The following is a 25,231-nucleotide window of genomic DNA, read 5'->3' on the forward strand; positions in this document are numbered from 1 at the left end:
GACCGGCCGGAGCGGCACAAGGCCCGGCAGGTGAGCGGCAGTTAGCCGGCTGCCGGGCGGGGCGGGAGCGGGGCCTGGCCGGGGGCCGGGACGGGGCCGGACGGGGGCCGAGCGGGGTCCACGGGCTGCCCGGGAACGCGAACGCGACCACGGGCCCCCGGTCGGGGTCGGGGTCGTGGTCGCGTCGGTGGTGGTCGTGGTCGTTGTCGTGGTCGTGGTCGTGGTGGCGGGGGTCGGGTTCGGAGTCGTGGCCGGGGACCGGACGGAGGCGGGTCGGCACCGGGCCGGCCCGGGCGGCGCGCGGTCAGCGCGGGGTGATCCGCACCGGGAGGTGGTCCAGGCCGAAGTTGATGATCGACCGGTTGTACTGCACCGGACCGGCCGGCTCGATCGCCGCCGCCTTCTCCAGCGCCGCCGAGAACAGCGCGCCCAGCTCGGCCTTGGCCAGCGGCGCGCCGATGCAGTAGTGGGCGCCCAGGCCCAGCGCGAGGTGCTTGTTGGGCGAGCGGTCGAGCAGGACCTCCTCGGGCCGGTCGAAGGCCTCCGGGTCGCGGTTCGCGGACCAGACCCAGACCGCCACCCGGTCGCCGCGGCGGATCCGCCGCCCGGCCAGCTCGACGTCCCGGCTCGCGGTGCGCAGGGTGTGCAGGCCGACCGAGGTCCACCGCAGCAGCTCGTCCACTGCGGAGTCCATCGACACCTCGCCCTGCTGCAGCCTCCGCCACAGGTCCGGGCGCTGGATCAGGGTGTGCAGCCCCATCGCCGCGGTGTGGCGGACCGTCTGGACGCCGCCGACCACGATGTTGTCCAGGTTGAGCACCACGTCCTCGACCGGCATCAGCCGGCCGCCGACCTTGTAGGTGGCCATCATGGAGATCAGGTCGTCGCGCGGGTCGGTGCGGCGCAGCATCACCTGGTGCAGCAGGTACGGGATCAACTGCTGGTGGCCGGCCCGGCGTTCCTCCGGGGTGTTGCCGAGGAAGGCCACGTCGCAGACCCGGACCATCATCTCGCGGTCCTGCTCGGGGACGTCCAGCAGGTCGCACATGACGGCGAGCGGCAGCGCGGACACCACGTCGACGAGGTCGACCTCGCCCTGCTCGACGGCCCGGTCGAAGAGCTCCCCGGCCCGCTCCGCGATCGACCGGGAGGCGCCGCGCACCCCGCCCTTCGAGAAGAACGGGTTGGCGGGGGCGCGCAGTTCGCGGTGCCGGGGCGGGTCGGTGAGGGCCATCATCCGGCCCGAGCCGACGGGCACGTTGCCGACGCCCGCGCCCAGCAGCGAGCCGGACTCCGAGCTGAACACGGCCGCGTTGCGCAGCACGTCGGCCGACTCGCGGTAGGTCATGACCGACCAGACCGGTCCGTCGTCCAGGGTGTCGGTGCGGTGGACGGGCGCCTCCCGGCGCAGCGCGTCGACCAGCGCCGGGGTGTCCGGGCGGGCCCAGAGGGCCGGGTCGGTGAGGTCGACGGAGGTGGTGGTCACCATTGCTGCTCCCTGGTGTCGTGCGCGGGGACGGAGGTCTGGCGGGCCGCCAGGAGGGTGGTCAGGAGGGCGACCGGGCCGGGCCGGTCGACGGTCGCCAGGAGGTGCCCGCCGGGGACGACGTGGTGGCCGAAGTCGCCGCGGGTGTGCGCGGCCCAGCCGGTCAGGTCGGTGGCGGTGGACATCGGGTCGTCGGCGCCGGCCACGGCGTAGAGCGCGGAGCCGATCGGCGCGTGCGGCCGGTGGCGGTAGGTGGCGCTGACCGCGAGGTCGGTGCGGATGCCCGCGAGGGCGAGGTCGACGAGGTCGGGGTCGGCCCGGACGACCTCCTCCAGGCCGGTGAGCCTGAGCAGTTCGGGTGCGTCGAGGTCCTTGGACTCGCGTTCGGCCCACTCGGCGGGGCAGGGCGCGGAGGCCGCGACCACCAGCTCGGGGCGGAGGTCGGCGGGCAGCGCGCGGGCCACCTCGTAGGCGAGCAGGGCGCCGAAGCTCTGCCCGTAGAAGCCGTACCGGACGCCGCCGCCCAGGTGCGGGGCGAGGGCCTCGGCGACGGCCGCGACCAGCGTGTCGAAGTCGGCCGGCATCGGGTGCCGGCTGCGGCCGCCGCGGGCCGGCGGGCGCAGCGCCCAGACCTCGGCGGCCGGGGCGAGGGCCCGGGCCAGCGGGGTGTAGGCGGTGGCGTCGCCGCCGGCGTGCGGGAAGCAGAACAGCCGGAACGGCCGGTGGGGCTGGGGTGCGGGGACGAACAGCCAGTCGCCCTCGATCCTCGGGCGGGCGGCGCTCCGCGGGGGCTGGGCCTGCGGGGCGGCCGGCGGTGCGGCGGCGGTCCGCGGCGCGGTGACGGTCATCGGACGGCCGCCCGGCGGGCGGTGAGCGCGGGGCGCGGGGCGGCGGTGCCCGCCGCGGCGGCGCTGCGGACGGCGGCGGTGAACCCGGCCAGGTCGGCGGCGTCCAGCAGGTGGCGCAGCTGGAGCTCGACGTTCAGCTTGCGGCGCAGCAGGTGGACGACGCGCAGGGCGGCGAGCGAGTGGCCGCCGAGGGAGAGGAAGTCGTCGGTGGGCTCGACGCTCGGGACGCCGAGCACCGTCCGCCAGACCTCGGCGACCTGCTCGTCCACTCCTGCGGGCCCGTCGGCCGCGGAGGCGCCCGCCGGGGTGCCCGCCGGGCCGCCTCCCGGGGCCTCCGCCTGCGGTGCGGGCAGGGCCCGGTGGTCGACCTTGCCGTTGGGGGTGAGCGGCAGCGCGTCCAGCACGGTCACGGTGGCCGGCACCAGGTGGGCGGGCACCGTGCGGCGCAGCTCGGCGAGCAGCTCGGCGGGGCGGACCGCGCCCGTGACGTAGCCGGCCAGCCGGACGTCCCCGGGTGCGGCCTCGTGCACGGTGGCCGCGGCGGCGGTGACCCCGTCCAGCCCGGCCAGCGTGTGCTCGACCTCGCCGAGTTCGACCCGGAAGCCGCGCAGCTTGACCTGCCGGTCGACCCGGCCGACGTACTCCAGCAGGCCCTCGGCGGTGCGGCGGGCCTGGTCGCCCGTCCGGTACATCCGGGTGCCGGCCGGGCCGAACGGGTCGGCGACGAAGCGGCCCGCGGTCAGCCCCGGGTGGCCCGGGTAGCCGTGCGCGACGCCGGGCCCGGCCAGGTAGAGCTCGCCGACGGCGCCGGCCCCGGTGACCGGGGCGAGCCGGTCGTCCAGCAGGTGGACGCGGACGCCGGGCAGCGGTTCGCCCAGGTGCGGGCCGGGGCCGGTGATCCGGGCGGTGACCGCCTCGACGGTGCACTCGGTGGGGCCGTACAGGTTGAACGCCTCGATGCCGCCGTCGGCCAGCTCGCGCCAGGTGCGCTCGGGCACCGGCTCGCCGCCCATGAACAGGCGCGGCACCCGGGCGCCGGCCAGCGGCTCGCGGAGCAGCTGCCAGTGCGAGGGCGTCAGGTCGAGGTCGGTGACGCCGTGCTCGGCGAGCAGCCCGGCCAGCCGGGCCGGGTCGGCGCGCCGGGCGTCGTCGATCACCACCAGGGTGTCGCCGCGGCAGAGCCTGGTCCACTGCGGGACGGAGGCGTCGAAGGAGACGCTGGCGTTCCAGCCGACGACGGCCGGCTCGGGGCGGAAGGCGCCGGTCCGGGCCAGGGCGTCCAGCAGGTGGGCGACGCCGCCGTGGGTGACCTCGACGCCCTTGGGGCGGCCGGTGGAGCCGGAGGTGTAGATGACGTAGGCCGGGTCGAGCGGGTGCGGGGCGGCGTCGGACCGGGTGTCGTCGGCGGTGCCCGTCGCGTCGGCGTCCGGGCGGAGCACGGCGACGCCGGCCGGGACCGGCGGGGCGGCGTCGGCGCTGACCACGGCGGCGAGGCGGGCGTCGGCCGCCATGAAGGCGATCCGCTCGGCCGGGTAGGCCGGGTCCAGCGGGACGTACGCCGCGCCGGCCCGCCAGGCGGCGAGCAGGGCGACCGGCAGGTCGGCGGTGCGGGCGAGGTGGACGCCGACCCGGTCGCCGCGCCGGACGCCGTGGGCCCGGAGGGCGCGGGCCAGGGCCGCGGTGCGGCGGTCCAGGGCGGCGAAGTCGAGGCTGCCGTCGGCGGCGTGCACGGCGGGACGGGCGGGGTGGGCGGCGACGGCGGCGCGCAGGCCGGTCAGCAGGTCGGCGGGCACGGCGGCGGCGGGTGCGGTGCCGGCGGGGGTGGCGGGCGCGGCGGGGGTGGCGGCCGGCTCGGCGAAGGTGGTCATGCGGGGGCACTCCTCGGTCAGGTCGGGGCTGGTCACAGCGGGTGGGTGCGCGCGGAGCGGGTCGGCGCGCGGAGCAGGTGGGCGCGCGGAGCAGGTGGGCGCGCCTCACGGCGGCGGGACGGCGCTCGGTGGCCGCCCGGGCGGGCGGTGGCGTCAGACCGAGGCGGCCAGCCGGGCCAGCGCCGCCGCGTAGGCGTCCATGAACTCCTCGGCCGTGGCGTCGTCGACCAGCGTGCGCTGGTGGTCGACCGCGAGCAGGACGCGCTCCGAGACCGGGTCCTGGATCAGCGAGGCGCCGAAGGCGAAGCTGTTGGGCTCGTGCCGCAGGGTGGGTTCGGAGCCGATCCGGCCGTCCTCGATCCGGGCCGAGCCGAGCCGCCCCAGGGCGTGGAACCGCAGGTAGCCGAACTGGCTGTCGAGCGCGGTGTCGGCCATCATCCGGGCCAGCCGGGCGAACGGCACCCGGCGGTGCGGCATCATGTCCAGCTCCTCCCGGTGCACGTGGCGGACCAGTTCGGCGAGGTCCTCGCCCGGTTCGGCCACCAGCGGCACGGTGTTGAGGAACAGCCCGTACACCTCGGTGCCGCCGAGCCGCTCCAGCCGGCCGTTCATCGCCAGCCCGGTGGTGACCCGTGCCCGCCCGGTGATCCGGGCCAGCGCGTGCAGGTGGGCGGCGAGCGCGACCGACTTGACCGGGACGGCGAGCGCGTCGGCGGCCCGCCGCAGCTGGCCTGGCGCGTCCGGGAGGACCCGTTCGACCGTGCGCGGCAGCTCGTGGACGTCCTCGCTGCCGGGCCAGAGCTGGCCGGTGGCGCCGTCGAGCCGGCGGTGCCAGTAGTCCAGGGACCCGGCGTCCCCGGCCGCCGCCCGTTCGACGGCGACGAAGTCGCGGAAGGCGGTGCGCGGCGGCGGGGTGGGCGCGGACGCCGGGTCGGCGGCCAGTGCGGTGTGCCGCTCCAGGAGTTCGGTGAGCAGCGAGGTGAAGCTCCAGCCGTCGAGGATCGCGTGGTGCTCGGAGACGGTGAGCTGGAACGCGTCCTCGGCCAGGCGCTGCACGGTGATCCGGAAGAGCGGCGGCACGGCGAGGTCGAACGGCCGCTCGCGGTGGTCGTCGAAGACGGCCCGGACCGCCGCGTCCTGCTCCGCCGGGCCCGCGCCGCGCAGGTCGGCGAAGGAGACGGGTGCGGGCAGGGTGCCGTGCACGAGCTGGAGCGGTTCGCCGTAGCCGGAGAGGTCGAGGCCGGTGCGGAGCACCGCGTGCCGGGTCATCGCCTCGTTGACGGAGCGGTGGAACGCGGTCTCGTCGAGGTCCCCGGCGATCCGGTAGGAGTTGACGTTGTGGTAGCTGTCGGTGCCGCCGGCGACCTCCATGTGGAAGACCATGGAGAGCTGCATGGAGACCATCGGGTAGGCGTCGACGACGTCCGGCGGCAGCTCGGCCCGGTCCTCCTCGGCGAGGAGGGCGAACGGCCGGTCCGCGCCGGGGTCGGCGGCCGCCGGGCGGGCGAGCGGCAGCAGGGCGGCGACGGTGGGGGCGTTGAAGACGTCCCGCAGGCCGACCTGCCAGCCCCGGTCGTGCAGCACGCCGGCCAGCTGGACGGCCCGGATCGAGTCCCCGCCGAGGTGGAAGAAGTCGTCGTGGACCCCGATCCCGGGGACGCCCAGCACCTCCGTCCAGACGGCGGCGAACAGCTCCTCCTCCGGGGTGCGCGGTTCGGCGTGCCGGCCCGCGGCGGCGGGCGAGGGGCGCCCCGGGGCGGGCAGCGCCGCCCGGTCGACCTTGCCGTTGACGGTGAGCGGCAGCGCGTCGAGCACGGTGACGGTCGCCGGGACCATGTAGTCGGGCAGCGAGCGGCCGAGGAACCCGCGCAGGTCGGCCGGCTCGCGCCCGGTGACGTACGCGGCGAGCCGGTCGTCGTGCACGGTGACCACGCAGGCGTCCACGTCGGGGTGGGCGGTGACGGCGTTCTCGATCTCGCCGAGCTCGATCCGGAAGCCGCGGAGCTTGACCTGGAAGTCCGCCCGGCCGACGTACTCCAGCGCGCCGTCCGGCAGCCGGCGGGCGACGTCCCCGGTCCGGTAGAGCCGGGCGCCGGGCGGGCCGTACGGGTCGGCGACGAAGCGTCCGGCGGTGAGGCCGGGCCGGCCCCAGTAGCCGTGGGCGAGGCTGCCGCCGCCGATGTACAGCTCGCCGGGGACGCCGGCCGGGCAGGGGCGCAGCCAGTCGTCCAGGACGAGTGCGGTGAGGTGCGGCATGGGCTCGCCGACCAGGCTCCGCTCGAAGCCCTCGCCGCCCGGTGCCACGTCGTGGGTGGTGACGTGGACGGTGGTCTCGGTGATGCCGTAGAGGTTGCAGAGCCGGGCGGGCGGCAGCGGGTCGAGGTCGTGCCAGCGCTGGACGACGCCGGGGTCGAGGGCCTCGCCGCCGAGCATGATCCACCGCAGGTCGGGCAGGGCCCGGGGGTGGCGGCGCAGGGCCGGTTCGAGCTGGCGGAGCGCGGACGGGGTGAGGCAGAGGTGGGTGACGCGCTGCTCGTCGAGGAGTCCGGCGAACTCGTCGGGCGAGCGGCTGGTCAGGTAGGGGACGACGACCAGGCGGGCGCCGTGCAGGAGGGCGCCCCACAGCTCCCAGACCGTCCAGTCGAAGGCGTAGCTGTGGAAGAGCGTCCAGACGGCGTCCGGGCCGAAGCCGAAGTGCGGACGGCCGGATGCCAGGAGGCGGCTGACGTGCTCGTGGGCGACGGCGACGCCCTTGGGGCGGCCGGTGGAGCCCGAGGTGAAGATCAGGTAGGCGAGGTCGTCGGGGCGGCCGACCGCCGGGGGCCGGGTCGCCGGGCGGTCGGCGATCTCCGCGGCCCGCGCGGTGAGGTCGAGGGTCTGCCAGGGGCCGTCGGGGGCCCGGTCGGGCCGGTCGGTGACGACCGCGCCGACGGCGGTGTCGCCGAAGACCAGGGCGGCCCGGTCGGCGGGGGCGGCGAGGTCGACCGGCACGTAGGCGGCGCCGGTCTTGAGGACGGCGAGGATCGCGACGGGGACGGCGGCGGTGCGTTCCAGCAGCAGGCCGACCCGGTCGCCGGGGCGGACCCCGCGGGCTATCAGGGCGTGGGCCAGCCGGTTGGCGCGGCGGTCGAGTTCGGCGTAGTCGAGGGTGCCGTCCGGGTCGCTGACGGCGGGCCGGTCGCCGTACGCGTCGGCGGCCCGCTCGAACAGGTGGTGCAGGCAGTGGCCCCGGTCGAGCCGGGCGGGACGGTGCGGCTGCCCGGCGGAGGTGAGCCGGAGCACGGTGGCGTCCGGGTCGGTGAGCGCGGCGTCCAGCAGGTCGGCGTAGTCGGCGGCGAGGCGGCGGACGGTGCCGGGGTCGAAGAGGTCGCTGTCGTACTCGGCCTCGCCGCGCAGTCCGCCCCCTGCGGTGCCCCCGCCGGGGCCGGCGGTGTCCTCGAAGACGGACCAGGTGAGGTCGAACTTGGCGGTGCCGTTGGAGCGGACGGTGCGCTCGGCGGTGGCGGCGCCGAGGGCGAGCGGGGTGCGGTCCTCGGCGTGGGCGCCGAACACCACCTGGACCAGCGGCGGGTGCTCCGGGGTGCGGTCGGTGCCGAGCAGGTCGACCAGCTGGTCGAAGGGCACGTCGAGGTAGCCGAAGGCGTCGAAGGCGCCGTCCTGGACGTCGGCGAGCAGCCCGCGGAAGGTCGCGCCGGGGGCGAGCCTGATCCGCAGCGGCAGCAGGTTGACGAAGTAGCCGAGCAGGTCGGCGAGTTCGGGCCGGTTGCGGGTGGTGACGGGGGTGCCGACGAGCAGGTCGTCGGCGCCGGTCCAGCGGCCGACCAGCAGGGCGAACGCGGCCAGTTGGACGGTGAACGGGGTCACGCCCTCCTGCTCGGCGAGCGCCCGCACCCGGGCGGCGGTGCCGGCGGGCAGGTCGAACGGCTCGGTGCGGCCGCGCTGGCCGCGTTCGGCGGGCCGGGGGTGGTCGGCGGGCAGTTCCAGCAGGGCCGGGGCGCCGTCGAGCCGGTCCTTCCAGTAGGCGAGGTGCTCCTCGTAGGGGGTGTCCTGCTCGTCCAGCGCGTAGTCCGCGTACTGGGTGGCGAGTTCGGGCAGCGCGGGTGCGCGCCCCGCGCCCGCCGCCCCGTACAGCTCGACGAGTTCGCGCTCGAAGACCTCGGCGGACCAGCCGTCCCAGACGATGTGGTGGACGACGAACAGGAGGGTGGTGCGGTCGTCGGCGAGGCGGACCGCCTCGGCGCGCAGCAGCGGGCCGGCGGTCAGGTCGAAGGGTTCGGCGGCGCGCTCGTCGACCAGCCGTTCGGCGCGCCCGGCCCGTTCGTCCTCGGGCAGGCCGCGCAGGTCGGTGACGGCGAGCGGGACGGCGAGGGTGTGGTGGACGTGCTGGCGGGGGCCGTCGGGGTGCAGCGCGAAGGTGGTGCGCAGCGCCTCGTGCCGGGCCGACAGGCCGTCCAGCGCCCGCCGGAGCAGCGTGAGGTCGAGCGGGCCGGTGACGTCGTACGTCCAGGGGGTGGTGTAGGTGGCGGCGCCCGGGTTCAGGCGGTCGAGGAACCAGAGGCCGCGCTGCAGGCCGGAGACGGGGGCGGTGCGGGCCACGCCGTCGGGCGGCGGGGCGGGGTGCCCGTCCGGGCGGGCGGCGGGCGGGGCTTCGGACGGGCTCACGGCCTCGTTCCCTTCGGTGCGTCGGTGGGTCTGACGGTCCGTCATCACGCGGCCAGCCGTTCGGCGATGGCGCCCACGGTGCGGCCGCGGAACACCACGTGCGGCGGCACGCGCGTCCCGGTGTCCCGCGAGAGCCGCATGGCGACCCGGACGGCGGCCAGCGAGTTGCCGCCGATCCGGAAGAAGTCGGCGTCCGGGCCGAGGTCGGCGGGGAGTTCCAGGACGGCCCGGACGGCGTCCGCGACCAGCCGCTGGCCCGGGGTGAGCGGGTCGGCCGGGGCGGCGGCGCGGTCGGCCGGGGCGGGCAGGGCGCGGCGGTCGACCTTGCCGTTGGGGTTGAGCGGCAGCGCGTCCAGCACGTCGAGGGTGGCGGGCACCATGTGTTCGGGCAGCAGCGCGGCCAGGTGGTCGAGCAGCGCGTCCGGGTCGGGCGGGGTGCCGCCGGCGGTGACGTACGCGGCGAGCCGGTGGTCGCCCGGAGCGGGCTCGTGGACGGTGACGGCGGCCTCGTGGACGGACGGGTGGCGGGTGAGCGCGTCCTCGATCTCGCCGGGCTCGACCCGGAAGCCGCGGATCTTCACCTGGTCGTCGATCCGGCCGGTGATCTCCAGCAGGCCGTCCTCCGTCACCAGGCCGAGGTCGCCGGTGCGGTAGAGCCGCTCGCCGGGCGTGCCGAACGGCGAGGCGACGAACCGCTCGGCGGTCAGGCCGGGCCGGCCGACGTACCCGTACGCGAGGCCGCCGCCGGCCGCGTACAGCTCGCCGGTGGTGCCGGGCGGGACGGGGTTCAGCCGCTCGTCGAGGACGTGGACGGCCTTGCCGTGCAGCGGGTGGCCGATCGGGATCGAGGTGCCCGCGGCGTCCTGCGCGGTCGCCCGGTGGCAGGTGGTCAGGCCGAGGCTCTCGACCGGGCCGTAGCCGTTGGCCACGACCAGCCGCGGGTACTGCTCCAGCGCCTTGCCGACGTGGGTGACGGAGGCGCGCTCGCCGGCCGTGAACGCCACCCTGAGGTCGTCGTAGGTCTCCGGCAGCTCCTCCAGCAGGAAGTTGAACAGGCTGGCGGAGAGCTGGAGCTGGGTGACGCCGTGCCGGCGGGTCAGCTCCGCGATGGACTGCGGGTCGGGCCGCTGGCCGGGCTGGAGGACGCAGGTGCCGCCGAACGCCAGCGCGCCGTACAGCTCCAGGGCGAAGGCGTCCCAGGAGACCGGCGAGCACTGCAGCCACACCTCGTCGGGGCCGAACCGGGCGTAGTCCTGGCCCAGGTAGGTGGTGGTGAGGGCGCGGTGCGGGACGGCGACGCCCTTGGGCCGGCCGGTGGAGCCGGAGGTGAACATCACGCAGGCGAGGTCGGCGCCGGTGACCGGCAGGCCGGGGTCGTGGCCGGGGCGGGCCGCGACGGCGGCGGCCTCGGCGTCGAGGTCGAGGTGGCCGGCGACGGGGAACGGCGGCTCCGCGCCCCGGTGGGTGACCAGCAGGGCGGCGCCGCTGTCGGCGACCGCGCCGGAGAGCCGCCCGGCCGGGAAGTCCGGGTCGAGCAGGGTGTAGGCGGCGCCGGCCTTGAGCGCGGCGAGCAGGGCGGTCACCAGGTCCGGTCCCCGCTCGACCAGGACGGCGACGGTGTCGCCGCGGCCGATCCCGCGGGCGGCCAGGTGGTGGGCGAGCCGGTTGGCCCGGGTGTTCAGCTCGCCGTACTCGACGGCCTGTCCGCCGGAGACCAGGGCCGTGGCGTGCGGGTCGCGAGCGGCCCTGGCCTCGAACAGGGCGTGCACGGGCGCCTCGACGGCGGCGGCCAGGGTGCCCAGCCAGGCCTCGCAGAGCTCCGCCATGGTGGACTCGTCGAACAGGTCGGAGTCGTACTCGAAGCGGCCGGTGAAGTCGGTGCCCCGGTCGTCGACGGAGACCGACAGGTCGAAGCGGGAGACCGGGTTGGAGTACAGCTCGCGGGTGACCTCGGTGCCGCCGATCGTCAGCGGCCGGGAGTCCAGCGGGTGCAGCTCCAGCAGCACCTGGCAGAGCGGGTTGCGGTCCTCGGTGCGGTCGTCCGGCCGGTCCTCCAGCACCGCACCGGCGATGTCGTCGAACGGCGTCTCCTGGTGGCGGTAGCCGGCGATCGCCACCTCGCGGACGTGCCGGACCAGTTCACGGAAGTCCGCGCCCTCGTCGAGCCGCACCCGCAGCGGCAGCAGGTTGACGAAGTAGCCGATCAGCGCGTCGAGTTCGGCCCGGCCGCGGACGCTCACCGGGGAGCCGAGCACCAGGTCGCGCTGCCCGGTGCGGCGGTGCAGGGTGAGCGCCAGACCGGCCAGCAGCACCATGAACGGGGTGGCGTCCTCGCTGCGGGCCAGGGCCCGGACCGCCTCGGCGACCGGGCGCGGCATGGCGAACCGGTGGAAGGCGCCGCGGAACGCCTGCACCTCGGGCCTGGGCCGGTCGGCGGGCAGCACGGGCTCGGTCGGGGCGTCCCGCAGGTGGTCGCGCCAGAAGTCACGCCGGCTCCCGGCGGAGGCGTCCTCGTACTGCCAGGCGCTGTAGTCGGCGTACTGCACCGCCAGCTCCGGCAGCACCGGCGGGCGGCCCGCGGCCAGGGCCTCGTAGAGCTCGGCGAGTTCGGCCTCCAGGACGGGCAGCGAGCCCTCGTCCCAGACGATGTGGTGGCAGAGCAGCAGCAGGGTGGACACCGCGCCGGAGCGGTAGAGGTGGGCGCGGACCAGCGGGCCCGCCTCCAGGTCGAACGGGACGAGCGCGGCCTCCGCGAGCAGCTCGCCCACCTGCGCGGGTGCGGCCTCCACCACGGTGAACGGCAGCTCCACGGACGGGTGGACCACCTGCCGGGGGCCGTCCTCGCCGAACGCGAAGGTGGTCCGCAGGGCCTCGTGGCGCCCCACCACCCCGGACAGCGCCCGCCGCAGCAGCTCCGGGTCGACCGGCCCGTCGAACCGGAACACCCAGGGCACGATGTACGTCGGCGCGCCCGGGTTCCACTGGTCCAGGAACCAGAGCCCGCGCTGGAAGGTGGAGAGCGGCGCCTCGGCGGCCCCCGTCCTGACCGGCGCCGGGCGCGCGCCGCCCGCCGAGGCGGTGACGGCGGCGGCGAACTCCGCGAGGGTCGGCGCGTCGAAGATGGTGTACGGCGAGATCATGCCGAAGACGTCGAAGACCCGGCCGACCACCCGCACGGCGGTGAGCGAATCCCCGCCCAGGTGGAAGAAGTTGTCGTCGGCGCCGACCTCGGCCACCCCGAGCACGTCCGCCCAGACGGCGGCGATCAGCTGCTCGGCCGGGGTGCGCGGCGGGCGCCGGCCGGCGGCCGGGGCGGCGGGCGCGGCCTGCGGCTCCGGCAGCGCCGTCCGGTCGACCTTGCCGCCGGCGGTCAGCGGGAACGCCTCCAGCGCGGTGACGGTGGCCGGGACCATGTGCTCGGGCAGCCGCTCGGCCAGGAAGTCGCGCAGCACGGCGTAGTCGGGGGCGGTGCCGGTGGTGTAGGCGGCCAGCCGGCCCTCGTGCGCCACCACGACGGCCCCGGCGACGCCCGGGTGGCCGGCCAGCACCTGCTCGATCTCGCCCGGTTCGACGCGGAAGCCGCGGATCTTCACCTGGTGGTCGGTGCGGCCGACGAACTCCAGCGGTCCGTCGTCCGGCTGGTCCGCGGCGGCCCCGGCCCGGCGGACGACGTCGCCGGTCCGGTACATCCGGGCCCCCGGCTCCGGCGCGAACGGGTCGGCGACGAACCGGCCCGCCGTCAGGCCCGGGCGCCCGTGGTAGCCGGAGGCCAGCAGCGGCCCGCCCAGGTACAGCTCCCCGGCCGTGCCGGGCGCCACCGGCCGCAGCCGGTCGTCCAGCACGTACGCCCGGCGGTCACCGAGCGGACTCCCGATCGGCACGGTGTCCGCGCCCCCCGCCCGGCCCGCCGACTCGTGGACGGTGGCCGTGATCACGGTCTCGGTCGGCCCGTAGGCGTTCAGCAGCGGCACGCCGGTGGCGTCCCACCAGCCGGCGGCGGTGCCCGGGTGGAGCCGGTCGCTGCCGGAGATCATCAGCCGCAGGGTGCGCGGCGCCCGGCCGCGCTCGCGGAGCGCGGCCACCACCTCCTGGAAGTAGCCGGCGGCCACGTTCGCCACGGTGACGCCCTCGGCGTCCAGCAGGTCCAGCAGGGCGGCGGGCGCCACCAGCTGCTGCTCGGGGACGACCACGCAGGCGCCGGCCGAGAGGGCGGTGAGCACCTGCTCGACGGCCACGTCGACGGTCGGGCGGGCGAAGTGCAGCACCACGTCGTCCCCGGTGAGGCCGAAGCGCTCGACGGCGGCGGCCAGGTGGCCGGTCAGCGCGGCCAGCGGGACGTGCACGCCCTTGGGGCGGCCGGTGGTGCCGGAGGTGTAGACGAGGTACCCGGCCTGCGCCTCGCGCCCGCCGCCGGGGCTCGCGTCCGCGGCGCCCGCGTCCCGGGCGTCCCCCTCGGACCGGGCGTCCCCCTCGGACGCCGCGGCGCGGAGGTCGACGAGGTTCCCGTCGGTGTAGGCGAGGGTGGCGCCGGCGTCCTCGCGGATCCAGCGGTTGCGCTCCTCGGGGGCGTCCCGGTCCAGCGGCAGGTAGGTGGCGCCGGCCCGGAGGGCGGCGAGCAGACCGACCACGTGGTCGAGCCGGTCCCGGCCGGTGACGGCCAGCGTCCGGCCGGGCGCGATCCGGGCGGCGAGGGCGCCGCTCAGCTCGTCCAGTTCCCGGTAGCGGACCGTCCGGCCGCCGAGCCGTACGGCCGGCCGGTCCGGGAATCGACGCGCGACGGACATGAAGGGGAAACCGCGAGATTCCATCATCCAACCCCGATGAATAAGCGACTCTGCTGGCAGTGGTGTCGACGATAGGGCGGCCTTTCCGGCCCGATCGGCAGAATGCGCGGAAGTGCATCGGCAGTTTCAACTGCCGCTTGGTGATTGATGGTCGGGAAGCACGAGCGGCCCGCCGACGCGCTCGTGAGCGTGTCGGCGGGCTGCCGCGGAATTCCTTTCCGCTACCCGGCGGCGGGGGGTCCGGGGAATTCCCGGGACCACACGTCGTCGCGGTCCAGTGCGGCCGGTGCGTATTTCCCGAGGGCGCTGATCAGCAACCGCAGTTCGAGGGCGAGGCAGTCCGCGAACCGGATCAGCCCGGCCTCCGGGTCCTCGGCCGTGGCGAGCAGGGCCGCCCGGCCCAGCCCCACCGCCCGGGCGCCGAGCGCCAGGCTCTTGACCGCCCGGGCGCCCTCCCAGATCCGGCCGGAGACCAGCAGGCAGGGCGGCGGCCCGGCGGCCGCGATCCGGCGCAGGCACTCCGCCAGCGGCAGCCCGACCTGCGCCGGGAACGCCCCGGGCGCCCAGCCGGTACCGCCCTCGGCGCCGTCCACCGTGACGGCGTCCGCCCCAGCCTCCGCGGCCACCCGGGCCGCCTCGGCGACGTCCCGGCCGGGGTGCAGCTTCACCCAGACCCGGGCCCGGGGGAAGTTGTTGCGCATCAGCCGGACCTGCTGGCGCAGGATCTCCGAGGTGAAGGTGCCCGGCGTGCTGGACCGCAGCACCCGGCCGTCGCCGAACACCGGGTCCAGCCCGTACCGGTCCCCGAGCCGTCCCGCCGCGTCGGCGTCCAGCACGGTCATGCCGCCCAGGCCCGGCTTCGCCCCCTGTCCCACCTTCAACTCGAAGGCCAGGCGGCCGGATTCGAGCAGCGGGAGCGCCGCCGGGTCGCTGTAGACGAGGTTCCAGACCTCGGCGTCGGCGTCCTCGGTGGACTGCTGGACCGCGACCCCGCCGAGTCCGTCCGGCAGTTCCGCGGCGTAGGCGCGCAGCCGGCCGAGGAGCGCCCGGTCGGCGGCCTCGCCGAGCCGGCCGTAGCCGTTCACCGGGACGACGTTCTCGCCGATCACCATCGGCAGGCCGAGCGCCCCGGCCTGCCGGCTCAGCGCCAGGCCGAGGTCGCCGCCGGCCGCCCGGGTGGACCCGAGGGCGGACACGTACACCGGCAGCGCGGAGGTGAACCCGCCGACGGGGGTGACGAGTTCGACGTCCCGGTAGTCGGGTTCGCGGCCCAGGTCGATCAGCCGGGCCAGCCGCTGCGGCATGAAGACCGGCGGGACGATCCGCAGCGCGTCCAGCGGGTCGCGTGCGTCCAGCGGCGCCTGCGGGCCCGGTCGCCCGTCCCCGTGCTCGGCACCGAACAGCACCCGCCCGTACTCGCCCGGCGGCGGGAAGGCCGCCGCCGCCCCGGCCCGGGCGCGCTGCCGGACCTCCTCCTCCGGGAAGCCGGGCGCGGAGAGGTCGCTCACGGGGACACCACCCCGGCCAGCTTCGGGAAGGCGCTGGCCTGCCAGACCGCGTCCAGCCCGGCGACGTAGCGGGTCAGCCGCTCGACGCCGATGCCGAACCCGGCGCTGGCGGGGACGCCCTCCCGGACCAGGTCCAGGTACCAGCGGTACTTCTGCGGGTTCTCGCCGGTCTCCCGCATCCGGGTGACGATCTCCGCGTAGTCGTTGGTGCGCTGGCTGCCGCTGCACAGCTCGCCGTAGCCCTCGGCCGCGATCAGGTCGAAGTTCCGCAGCAGGCCCGGGTCCTCGGGGCTCTCCCGGTCGTAGAAGCCGCGCGAGCCCTTCGGGTAGTCGGTGACGAAGAACGGCCGGTCGCGCTCGGAGGAGAGCAACGCCTCGCCCGCCCAGTCGAGTTCGGCGTCCGGGCTCTGCGGGTGGCCGAGGCACCGGAGCTCGGCCACCGCCTCGGCGTGCCGCATCCGGCCGAACGAGCCCTTCAGCAGCTCGGCGAACGCGCCCGGGTCCCGGCCGAGTTCGGCGAAGTCCTTGGGCAGGTCGCGGACCGCGCTGCCGACCATGTGCACCACCAGCTCCTCGACCAGCCGGACGGCGTCGTCCCGGCTCGCCCCGGCCACCTCCACGTCGAGCTGGTGGAACTCGGCCAGGTGGCGGTTGGTCCCGGCGGTCTCCAGCGGCTCCAGCCGGACGTTCGGCGCGATGCAGAAGATCTTGTCGAACGCCAGCAGCGAGGCCTGCTTGTAGAGGATGGCGCTGGTCATCAGCTTGTAGCGGTGGCCGTAGAAGTCGATGTCGACCTGCTTGGAGCCGCGCGAACCGGGGTCGGTGACCGGCCCGATGATCGGCGGGAGCAGCTCGGTGAAGCCCTGCTCCCCGAGGAACTCGCGGGCGGCGCCGAGCAGTCGGTGCTGGATGCGGAGCGCGCTGCGGGTGGCCGGGGAGGTGAGGTGCCGGCCGGGGTCGACCGGTCCGGGAGCGGCTGAAGGGGTCGTCTCGGTCATGGTGAGGTGAGTCCCAACTCTCGTCGTGCGGCGGGTGTGCGGGGCGGCGTGGGCACGGCGCGGGCCGGCGCGGGCACGCCGCGGGGCGGTTCGGGGGCGGTGGCGCCGGACCGGGCGGTGGCACCGGCGGCGGCGCGGGCGTCGTACGTCCGCTGGACGTGGGAGAGCGCGGTGAGCAGTTCGGCCGAGCCGAGGATCGGCGGCCGCGGCCCGCCCGAGAGGCCCGCGATCGGCATCGAGCCGACGCCCGACCAGGACAGCCGGCCGTCCGGACCGAGCGAACTCCGGGCCCGGCCGGCGTTGTCGGGGTGCAGGCAGTAGGGGACGTCCAGGTAGCCGGCCGCGAAGGCCCGGACCAGGGCCCGGCCGATGTCGGCGTCGAGCTCCAGCACCGCGCCGATCAGCGCCCTCGCCTCCGCCTCGATGCCGGTGTCCGGGACGGCGGCCAGCGGCGGGCGGGTGCGTTCGTCGGCGGCGGCCACCGCGGCCGTCTCCAGCGCCGTGACGTTCTCCCCGACGGTGGGGATCCGGTGCGCCTCCGCGGTGGTCTTCACGATCAGCCGGGCCGCGCCGGTGCGCACCGCCAGCCGGGCCGCCTCCTCCAGCAGCAGCCGGGCCCCGCCCGGGGAGCGCGGGAAGACGCCCATGTAGGCGTAGAGGACGACGTGCCGGTCGACGTCCGGGAGCAGCTCGTCGGCGAGCCGGCCGAGCACGGTGAGCGCCTCCTCGTCCTGCCGCAGATCGGCCTGCTGGGCGTAGCTGAGCGAGATGCTGCGCAGTCCGTGCTGCCGGAAGAACAGGCCCTCCAGCACGCTCACCGCGATCAGCAGGCTGGGCGGGCAGAGCTGGCCCATCAGACAGCCGCCGAACGTCTCCAGGTGCGGCTCGGCGCCGAACTCCCGGATCGAGGCGAGCAGTTCGCAGCTGCGCTGCCAGCAGGCCACCGCCTCGTGCAGCGGGGTGCGGCTGTACGGCAGGCAGTACGAGACCGGGCCGCCCTCGGTGGCGTCCAGGCCGACCGCCAGCAGCGCCCGCACGATGTGCTCCGGCATCGCCGAGCCGTGCCGGACCTGGACCGGGAAGCCCGCGTCCACGACGCCGCGCAGCACCGCGCGGGTGACGTCCGGCGGGTGGGTGGCGATCGGGTAGCCGTTCAGGCCGACCCCGTCCGCCAGGGCGCGGCGGGCCGCGGCGAGGTCGCCGGTCCGGGTGTAGCTGTCCAGGGTGAGGGTGCCGACCGTGACGGCGGCCGCGTCCCGGGTGGCGAGCAGGCCGTCGCGCATCCGCAGCGGGTCGGCCATGCCCATCCGGGGCTGGACCACCAGGGCGCCGGCCGCCCGGGCCTGGGCGACGAAGGCGCCGAAGCCGGTCGCGGCGACGTACGGGGCGGCGGGCGGTTCGGGGCGGGGCTCGGTACGGGGCTCGGTGCGGGGAGCGGCGGGCGGCTCGGTGCGCGGGCGGGGATCGGCGCCGGGACCGGGGCGGGCGCCGGGCGCGGGCCCGGGCCCGGGCCCGGTCACAGCAGCACCCCCACGGCCAGCGACCGGACGTAGGACTGGAACTCCGCGACCGAGCGGCCCTCCTCGAAGACCCCGTCGAACCCGGCGGCCAGCAGGGCCTGCTGCCGCGACGGGTCGCCGGGCCCGGCGATGCCGAGCTTGCCGCCGATCACGGTCGGCGTGCGGCCCAGCTCCGGGCAGGCGCGCAGCGCGCCGATCACCCGCATCCCGTCGTTGAACCCGTGCCCGTTGACGCTGCTCAGGACGATGAGGTCCGGCTCGATCCGGCGGCACTCGGTGACCAGCAGCTCGTCCGGCACACAGGCGCCCAGGTTGGTGACCCGGTGCCCGAGCTCCTCCAGCAGCAACTGGAGGAAGACCAGGTTCCAGGTGTGCGAGTCCGAGGCCATGGTCGTCACGACGACGTCCAGACCGGCCGGCTCGGCCGTTCCGTGCTGCTTCAGCTGCTCCACGGCGCAAAACCTTTTTGTCGGTAGGTGGTGGGGAGTCCCGGCCGGCGGTCGCGGGGGCCCGGCACGGCCGGAGCGTCCGGGGTCCGCCCGGTCGGCCCGTCCGCCCGTCCGCCCGGCCCGCAGTCCGCAGTCCGCCCGGTCGGCCGGGCGCCGGCCGTGAACAGAACGCTAGGGAGCATCCGGCCACCGGACCGGCAGCTCACCCGGCAAGAGACGGGCAGTATCGGCCGCGCCGCACGCCTCGCAGGCGCCGCACGCGCCCGCCCGGCACCTCGGCGGGGACCGCCGGGATCCGGTGCGGGCAGGCCCCGTCAGCCCGCCGCCGCCAGCACGGGGTAGGCGGCGCCGAAGAGCCGGCGGCAGAGGTTCAGCACGGTGAACCGGACGCCCTCGCGCGCCTGGACGCTGCGGATCAGCCCGCTCGCCAGCAGCTCGTGCACCGCCGCGAAGCACTCCTGCGGCGGCCGGCCGGTCAGCTCGACGGCGTCCTCCCCCGACCAGTCGCCCGGCTCGGCCGCCAGCCGCTCCAGCAGGTCCCGCTGGCCGAGCGTCAGCCGGTCCAGCGCCGCGCCCAGCGCCGCGCCGACGTCGCCGCGCCCGCCGTACCCGGCCGGCGGCGGCGCCAGGTGGAACGGCCCGTCCGCCAGCCGCGCCACCAGCTGGCGCGGGGAGAGCACCGTCGACCATCCGGCCGCCAGCTCCAGGGCGCCGGGCAGGCCGTCCAGCTGCCGGCAGAGGGCGGCCACCGCGGGCGCCTCGTCGCGCTCCAGCCGGTAGCCGGGGCGCAGCCGCCGCAGGTGGGTGAGGAGCAGCCGGACGGCGCCGACCTCCGCCAGCGCGACCGGGTCGTGGTCGAGTTCGGGCCCGGGGGTGGGCAGCGGGGCGAGCGGGATCACCTGGCCGCCGGGGAGCGGCTGCGGCACCCGGGCGGTGATCAGCACGCGCAGGCCGGGGCAGCGCTGGAACAGTTCGTCCAGCAGGACGGTGTCCACCCCGGCGTCGGCGCCGTCCAGCACCAGCAGGGTGGGCCGGTCGCCGACGGCTCTGACGAGGTCGGCGCGGCGTTCGGGGCCGGCCGCCGGCAGCCGGGCGCAGTCGACCCAGCGCACCGACCAGCGGGCCGCCAGGTGGAGTCTGCGGGCGACCTCCAGCACCAGCCGGGTCTTGCCGACCCCGCCGAGCCCGGCCACCGTGACCAGCCGGTCGCCGTGCACCGCGAGGGCGTCGGCCAGGACCTCCACCTCCACCTCGCGGCCGACGATCGCGCCGCGGGCGACCGGTGGCGCGGTCGGTTCCTCGCGGGGGTCCTCGGCGAGCGCCTGGCGGCGCGCGGCCGCCTCGAAGACCGTCCGGTTGCGGCCCTCCAGCCGCAGCGCGTCGGCCAGCAGCCGGACCGTCTCCTGCCGGGGGCGCTGCACCCGGCCGCTCTCCATGTCCCGGATCGCCCGGACGCTCAGGGTCGCGTGATCGGCGAGCACCTGCTGGGTCAGGCCGACCCGCTCGCGCCGGATCCTGAGCAGCTCTCCGAAGCCCGCCGTCGACTGCAGCGACTGACCGCCGTCCATGCCTCGTCCGCCTTCCGTGGTTGGCCAGCTACCGGGGACCGGCGGTCCGCACGGCCGCCGGGCGCGCCGAGGGCGGCGCCGGCCGGTGTGACCGTTCGAACCGTGTTCCCCCCTGGCGCCGATGCTCCACGGCCCGGTTCTACGGCCGATCAACGGTCGATCACCGCACGTTCACGGGGCCTTCGCATCGTCCACGAACGCAACGCACGGCGGGACGAGGGGTACGGGGTACGGGCTGCGACCTCCGGCCCGGGGCCCGCCCCGCCGGTACGGGAGCGGCCCGGCCGTACCGCATCGGGGAGCGGTACGGCCGGGCCGGCGGCTGGGGGGTGCGGCGGGGGTGCGGCGGGCGGCGGAGCGGGCGGGGGTCCTCAGGCCCGCTGCATGCCCGGGTTGTAGGCCTCGCTGACGAACGACGCCGCCGTGGAGACCGTCCCGCCCGGCCGGGTGATGTGCGAGACCACCCGGTAGTCGGCCCGCGCGTGCTCCTCGTCGAGGGTGATCGCGGTGTAGCCGCGCCGCCCGTCGTAGAACTTCAGGTGCGGGTTGGCCGCCGTCAGGGTGGCCCAGTTGGCGGGCTTCTCGGCGCCGTCGCCGTCGCTGGCGATCGAGGTGCCGACGATCTCGACGCCGACGGTCCGCGAGTCCGGGTCGTCGAAGTTCCGCTTGACGTCCATCGCGTACGCGACGTGCACGTCGCCGGTGAGGACGACGAGGTTCTCCACCCCGATGTCCTCGGCGCCCGCCAGGAGCCGCTCGCGGGCGGCCGGGTAGCCGTCCCAGGCGTCCATGGAGAGCCGGGACCTCGCGTCGGTGGTGTTCTTCCGGCGGGAGAACACCACCTGCTGCGGGACGACGTTCCAGACCGCCCGGGACTTGCGGAAGCCGTCCAGCAGCCAGCGCTCCTGGGCGGCGCCCATCAGGGTGCGGCCCGGGTCCTCCGACTCCGGGCTCGGGAACTGCCAGCCGTCCCCGTTGGCCTGGTCCGAGCGGTACTGGCGGGTGTCGAGGATGTCGAACTGGGCCAGCCGGCCGTAGTGGTGGCGGCGGTACAGCTTGAGGTCGGAGGCGTCCGGCCGGGGCATCCGCAGCGGCATGTTCTCCCAGTACGCGCGGGTGGCGGCGGCGCGGCGGGCGACGAAGGCCTCCGGGGACTGGCCCTTCTCGGGGATGCCGGCCGCGTAGTTGTTCTCGACCTCGTGGTCGTCCCAGGTGACGTACCAGGCGAAGGCGGCGTGCGCGGCCTGGAGGTCCGGGTCCGCCTTGTAGAGGGCGTACCGCAGGCGGTAGTCCTCCAGCGTGGTGGTCTCGTGGCCGAACACGGCGGGCAGGGTCCGGTCGGTGTACCGGCGGTCGCCGCCGGCCGCGTCGATGCCGTACTCGTAGATGTAGTCGCCGACGTGGAAGACGGCGTCCAGGTCCTCGTTCGCGAGGTGCTTGTAGGCGGTGAAGTAGCCGTCCTCGTAGGCCTGACAGGAGACCAGGCCGAAGCGGACCCGCTCGATGTTCCGGCCGCGCGCCGGGCTGGTGCGGGTCCGGCCGACCGGGCTGACCCAGGCGCCGACCCTGAACCGGTACCAGTGCACGCGGTCGGCGTCGAGGCCGTCGACGTCGACGTGCACGGTGTAGCCGAACTCGGCGTGGGCCCGGGCGGTCCCGCGCCGGACGACCTTGCGGAAGTGCTCGTCGCGGGCCACCTCCCAGTCGACCCGGACGACGCCGGCCGGCGGCAGGCCGTGGCCCGGCTCCAGCGGCCGCGGCGCCAGCCGGGTCCAGATCACCACGGCGTCGGTGAGCGCGTCCCCGGAGGCGATCCCCAGGGTGAACGGGTCCTCGGTCAGCGTGCGCGGGGCCAGCTCGGCGTCGGCCGCGTGCGCACCCGGCAGGTTGGTGGTGAACGCCAGCGCGGCGGCGGCCGAGGTGACGGTCAGGAACCGGCGGCGGCCGACCCCGAGGCGCGTCGCGGCCTCCCGGAACTGCTGCTCGTGCGAGGCCGGTTCGTCTGTGCGGGCCATGTGTCAGGACGCCTTCCGTACGCGGGGCTGGGGCCGGCTGGGCACCGGCTGTGCACGGAGGGATTCGACCGGCCCGCCCGGTACGCCGGGCGACCGTTCGTCGGCGCCCGAGTGATCATCAGGTGATGACACCGGCCGAATCGGACAACCGGTCAGATACCGGGCCGCGCCGAAGCGTTCCGGCCCGCCCTCACCGGCCCCGCCCGTCCACCCTCACCGGTCCCGCCCGTCCACCCCCACCGGCCCCGCCGGTCCGCGCGCGGGCGCCGCACCCCCACTCGTCCGCACACGAAATCGGGTGCGCACGTACGCACCCGTCCGACCTCGTCCGTGATATTTTCCGCAGACCCGCACGCACTATTCCACGGCTCCGACCGGCACATTTCCCCAAGTGGTCGGCATCATTCCGCTTTGTCAAACCGACTTAATGCGGCCGCAACAGGAGCGGCTTTCTTCGCGGCCGACCGGGTGCTAGCCTCGCTTCAATCTCGCGCCGCTTGGATCACCCTTTACCAGGGGATTTCCCGCCGGATTCTCCCGACCGCCCGCGCGGCGTCCCGGTGATCACCCCCACGCACGCCGTCCCGTTTCGGTAATCCTGAAAGGGTTCAGCATGTCCGTCTCTCCCGCCGCCACCGCCACCTCCGGCCTGCTCGCGCCCCGGCCGATCGTCGGGCTGCTCACCGACTTCGGACTCGTCGACGACGCCGTCGGCATCTGCAAGGGCATGGTGCTCAGCATCGCCCCGCACGCCAACATCATCGACGTCACGCACGACGTCACGCCGTTCGACATCTACGAGGCCAGCCTCTACATCCGCGACTCGTTCCGGTACTTCCCCGGCGAGGCCGTGTTCGCGTGCGTCACCTTCCCGCACACCGGCGTCCAGGACAACGCGATCGGACTCCGCACGCCCCAGGGACACACCTACTTCGCACCCAACAACGGACTGCTCACCCGCATCGTCAAGGAGGCGGGCGTGGCCGAGGTCCGCCGCATCACCTCCGAGAAGGTCCGCCGCCCCGTCATCGACCCCACGTTCTACGGCCGCGACATCGTCATTTCCGCCGCCGCGCACGTGGCCGACGGGATACCGTTCAGCGAAATCGGCGACGAAATCGAGGTATCCGAGATCACGCTGCTGGACGTCGCCGAACCCACGGTCGCGGACGGCTGGATAGTCGGCGAGGTCGCGATTCTCGACAAGAACTACGGGAACGTCTGGACCAGCATCACCCGGGAATTCCTGGACGAGCACGGCGTCGATTTCGAGGCGGAGCTGGAGATCGAGGTCGGCACCGCCCGGCTGGCCACCCCGCTGCGCCGCACCTTCGGCGAGACCGGCGAGGGCGAGCCGCTCGCCTACATCGCCAGCCGCAACCAGCTCGGCCTGGCGCTCAACCAGGGGAACTTCGCCGCCCGGTACGGCGTCGAGCGCGGCCACAGCGTCCGCGTCAGGGTCCGCTGACCCGGAACCGCGGATCCCGCCCCCTCCCACCCCACGACCGGAAGGGCCCACCACCGTGCGTGCGCAGGGCTACCTCTACGCGCTGCTGACCGCCGCCTTCTTCGGCGCCGGCGCCGTCCTGGCCAACCGGGTGACCCGCGAGATCGATCCGCTGCTGACCACCGAGCTCAACCTGTCGATCGGCGCCGTGCTGCTGGCCGGCTACCTGGCAGCACGGCGCCGGCCGCTGGTCCCGCGCGGGCTCTCCGTCCGGGACCGGGCGCGGATCGGCTTCGTCTCGGTGGTCGGCACCGGCCTCTCCCTGGCCCTGGTGATCACCGGCCTGAGCCGGACCAGCCCGGTCAACGGCGGCTTCCTGATCCAGCTGCAGGGCCCGACCGCCGTCCTCGCCTCGGTGCTGCTGCTCCGCGACCGGCTCCGCTGGTGGCAGTCCGCCGGCCTCGCCGTCACCCTGGCCGGCGGCGTGCTGGTGGTGCTGCGCGAGCCGGGCGCCGGCTTCACCGCCGTCGGCAGCGGCGACCTGCTGGTGCTGGCCGGTGCCGTCCTGGCCGGACTCGCCTTCCTGCCCGCCAAGTCGCTGATGGCCAAGGTCCCGGCGCTCCAGCTGAGCCTCTGGCGGCTGGTACCGGCGGCGGTCGTCCTGCTGCCGGTCCTGCTGCTCGCCCCCGGGCCACTGCGCTGGCACCCGGACACGGGCACCCTCGGACTCCAACTCCTGCTCGCCGTCACCAACTTCTGCCTGGCGTACGTGACGCTGCACCTCGCGCTGGACCGCCTGCGGCCCTGGGAGACCGCGAGCGTCCTCCAGCTCGAACCGGCCTTCACGGTCGTCGTCAGCCTGCTGGCGCTCTCGCTGGCGCCCACGCCGCTGCAACTGGCCGGCGGCGTGCTGATGATCGCCGGCGGCCTGGTCTCCAACCGCCCCGCGCCCGCGCCGCGCACGGAGCCCGCCCCCGACCCCCCGCCGACCCCGGACGGCGGCCGCCTGCCGTCGCCCGTACCCGCCGACCCCGCCTACCAGAACAGCCGAGGTACCACCCCATGAAGGCGATCCGCGTCCACGCCCACGGCGGCCCCGAGCAGCTGCGCATCGACGACGACGTGCCGGTGACGGAGCCCGCCGCCGGCGAGATCCGCATCCGCACCGAGGTCATCGGCGTCAACTACGTCGACGTCTACCACCGCCAGGGCGTCTTCCCCGTCCCGCTGCCCTTCGTCCCGGGCTTGGACGCCGTCGGCACGGTGGACGCCGTCGGCCCCGGCGTCACCGAGGTGGCCGTCGGCGACCGCGTCGCCTACGGCGAAGTACCCGGCTCCTACGCCGAGTTCGTCACCGTACCGGTCCGCCTGGCGACCGCCGTGCCGGACGGCCTCGACTCCGGCCGGGCGGCCGCGGCGATGCTCCAGGGCCTGACCGCCCACTACCTGGCACACGACTCCCACCCGATCGCCAAGGGCCAGGTGGTCGTGGTGCACGCGGCGGCCGGCGGGGTCGGGCAGTTCCTCGTCCAGTTCGCCAAGCGGGCCGGGGCGCACGTGATCGGCACCGTCTCCAGCGACGAGAAGGCCGAACTGGCCGCCGGGCTCGGCGCCGACACCGTGGTCCGCTACGACCGGGAGAACTTCCGCGAGGTCGTCCGCCGGGTCACCGACGGCGCGGGCGCCGACGCGGTGTACGACTCGGTCGGCAAGGTGACCTTCCTCGACAGCCTCGACTCGCTGCGCCCGCGCGGCACCCTGGTCGTCTACGGCCGGGCCAGCGGCACCCCCGACCCGATCGACCCGTTCCTGCTGGTCCAGAAGGGCTCGCTGCGGCTCACCTGGCCCAGCCTCACCCACCACGTGCAGACCCGCGAGGAGTTCACCACCCGCACCGGCGACATCTTCGCCGGCCTGGTCGACGGCACCCTGCGGGCCCGGATCGACCGCGAGTACGACTTCGCCGACGCCCCCGCCGCGCACGCGCGGCTGGAGAGCCGCGCGAGCCTCGGCAAGATCCTGCTGCGCCACCCCTGACGCACCGGCGGCGGCACGGCCACCGGCAGCGGCACCGAGCC

14 protein-coding genes are annotated in these 25,231 nt (G+C 75.8%); 3 read left to right on the plus strand and 11 right to left on the minus strand.

Annotated features, from left to right (window positions below; translation table 11 throughout):
* Positions 1-304: 304 nt before the first annotated feature.
* The 11 genes from OG550_RS05955 to OG550_RS06005 all read right to left on the minus strand — a co-directional run bounded on the left by OG550_RS05955 (position 305) and on the right by OG550_RS06005 (position 21,706).
* A complete protein-coding gene (locus OG550_RS05955; protein ID WP_327675293.1) occupies positions 305-1,489 on the minus strand; it encodes a cytochrome P450 in 1,185 nt (394 codons plus the stop codon).
* Complete coding sequence (locus tag OG550_RS05960; RefSeq protein WP_327675295.1) at positions 1,483-2,334, minus strand: thioesterase II family protein; 852 nt, start codon at positions 2,332-2,334, stop codon at positions 1,483-1,485. The genes OG550_RS05955 and OG550_RS05960 overlap by 7 nt, the downstream gene beginning before the upstream one ends.
* Positions 2,331-4,202: a non-ribosomal peptide synthetase gene (locus OG550_RS05965; RefSeq protein WP_327675297.1), complete on the minus strand. Its 1,872-nt coding sequence runs from the start codon at positions 4,200-4,202 to the stop codon at positions 2,331-2,333. The genes OG550_RS05960 and OG550_RS05965 overlap by 4 nt, the downstream gene beginning before the upstream one ends.
* A gap of 153 nt (positions 4,203-4,355) precedes the next feature.
* Positions 4,356-8,864, minus strand: coding sequence for a non-ribosomal peptide synthetase (locus OG550_RS05970; protein ID WP_327675299.1), 4,509 nt, complete (start codon positions 8,862-8,864; stop codon positions 4,356-4,358).
* A gap of 44 nt (positions 8,865-8,908) precedes the next feature.
* On the minus strand, positions 8,909-13,648 hold the full coding sequence (locus OG550_RS05975) for a non-ribosomal peptide synthetase (protein WP_327675301.1): 4,740 nt from the start codon (positions 13,646-13,648) through the stop codon (positions 8,909-8,911).
* A gap of 221 nt (positions 13,649-13,869) precedes the next feature.
* The gene (locus OG550_RS05980) at positions 13,870-15,156 is read right to left on the minus strand and encodes a glutamate synthase-related protein (protein WP_327675303.1); all 1,287 of its coding nucleotides are present in this window, start codon (positions 15,154-15,156) and stop codon (positions 13,870-13,872) included.
* Positions 15,153-16,154 (minus strand): asparagine synthetase A, encoded by a 1,002-nt coding sequence (locus tag OG550_RS05985; RefSeq protein ID WP_327675305.1) that lies wholly within the window; start codon positions 16,152-16,154, stop codon positions 15,153-15,155. Before OG550_RS05985 ends, OG550_RS05980 begins: the two co-directional genes overlap by 4 nt.
* A complete protein-coding gene (locus OG550_RS05990) occupies positions 16,151-17,476 on the minus strand; it encodes a methylaspartate mutase (protein WP_327683702.1) in 1,326 nt (441 codons plus the stop codon). The genes OG550_RS05985 and OG550_RS05990 overlap by 4 nt, the downstream gene beginning before the upstream one ends.
* Positions 17,477-17,670: 194 nt before the next feature.
* A complete protein-coding gene (locus tag OG550_RS05995; RefSeq protein ID WP_442906132.1) occupies positions 17,671-18,063 on the minus strand; it encodes a cobalamin B12-binding domain-containing protein in 393 nt (130 codons plus the stop codon).
* A gap of 374 nt (positions 18,064-18,437) precedes the next feature.
* On the minus strand, positions 18,438-19,691 hold the full coding sequence (locus OG550_RS06000) for a helix-turn-helix domain-containing protein (RefSeq protein ID WP_327675309.1): 1,254 nt from the start codon (positions 19,689-19,691) through the stop codon (positions 18,438-18,440).
* Positions 19,692-20,062: 371 nt separating this feature from the next.
* Entirely contained in the window at positions 20,063-21,706 is a 1,644-nt protein-coding gene (locus tag OG550_RS06005) for an alkaline phosphatase D family protein (RefSeq protein ID WP_327675310.1), read from the minus strand.
* Positions 21,707-22,319: 613 nt separating this feature from the next.
* Between OG550_RS06005 and OG550_RS06010 the strand changes: the two genes are divergently transcribed.
* Genes OG550_RS06010 through OG550_RS06020 form a run of 3 tightly spaced genes read left to right on the plus strand, consistent with a single transcriptional unit; the run spans position 22,320 to position 25,190 of the window.
* The gene (locus tag OG550_RS06010) at positions 22,320-23,174 is read left to right on the plus strand and encodes an SAM hydrolase/SAM-dependent halogenase family protein (RefSeq protein WP_327675313.1); all 855 of its coding nucleotides are present in this window, start codon (positions 22,320-22,322) and stop codon (positions 23,172-23,174) included.
* Between the two features lie 55 nt (positions 23,175-23,229).
* Positions 23,230-24,219, plus strand: coding sequence for a DMT family transporter (locus OG550_RS06015; protein ID WP_327675315.1), 990 nt, complete (start codon positions 23,230-23,232; stop codon positions 24,217-24,219).
* Positions 24,216-25,190: a quinone oxidoreductase family protein gene (locus OG550_RS06020; protein ID WP_327675317.1), complete on the plus strand. Its 975-nt coding sequence runs from the start codon at positions 24,216-24,218 to the stop codon at positions 25,188-25,190. Before OG550_RS06015 ends, OG550_RS06020 begins: the two co-directional genes overlap by 4 nt.
* Positions 25,191-25,231 lie beyond the last annotated feature (41 nt).

The organism is Kitasatospora sp. NBC_00458, assembly GCF_036013975.1.
In the GTDB taxonomy this organism is placed as follows: Bacteria; Actinomycetota; Actinomycetes; order Streptomycetales; family Streptomycetaceae; genus Kitasatospora.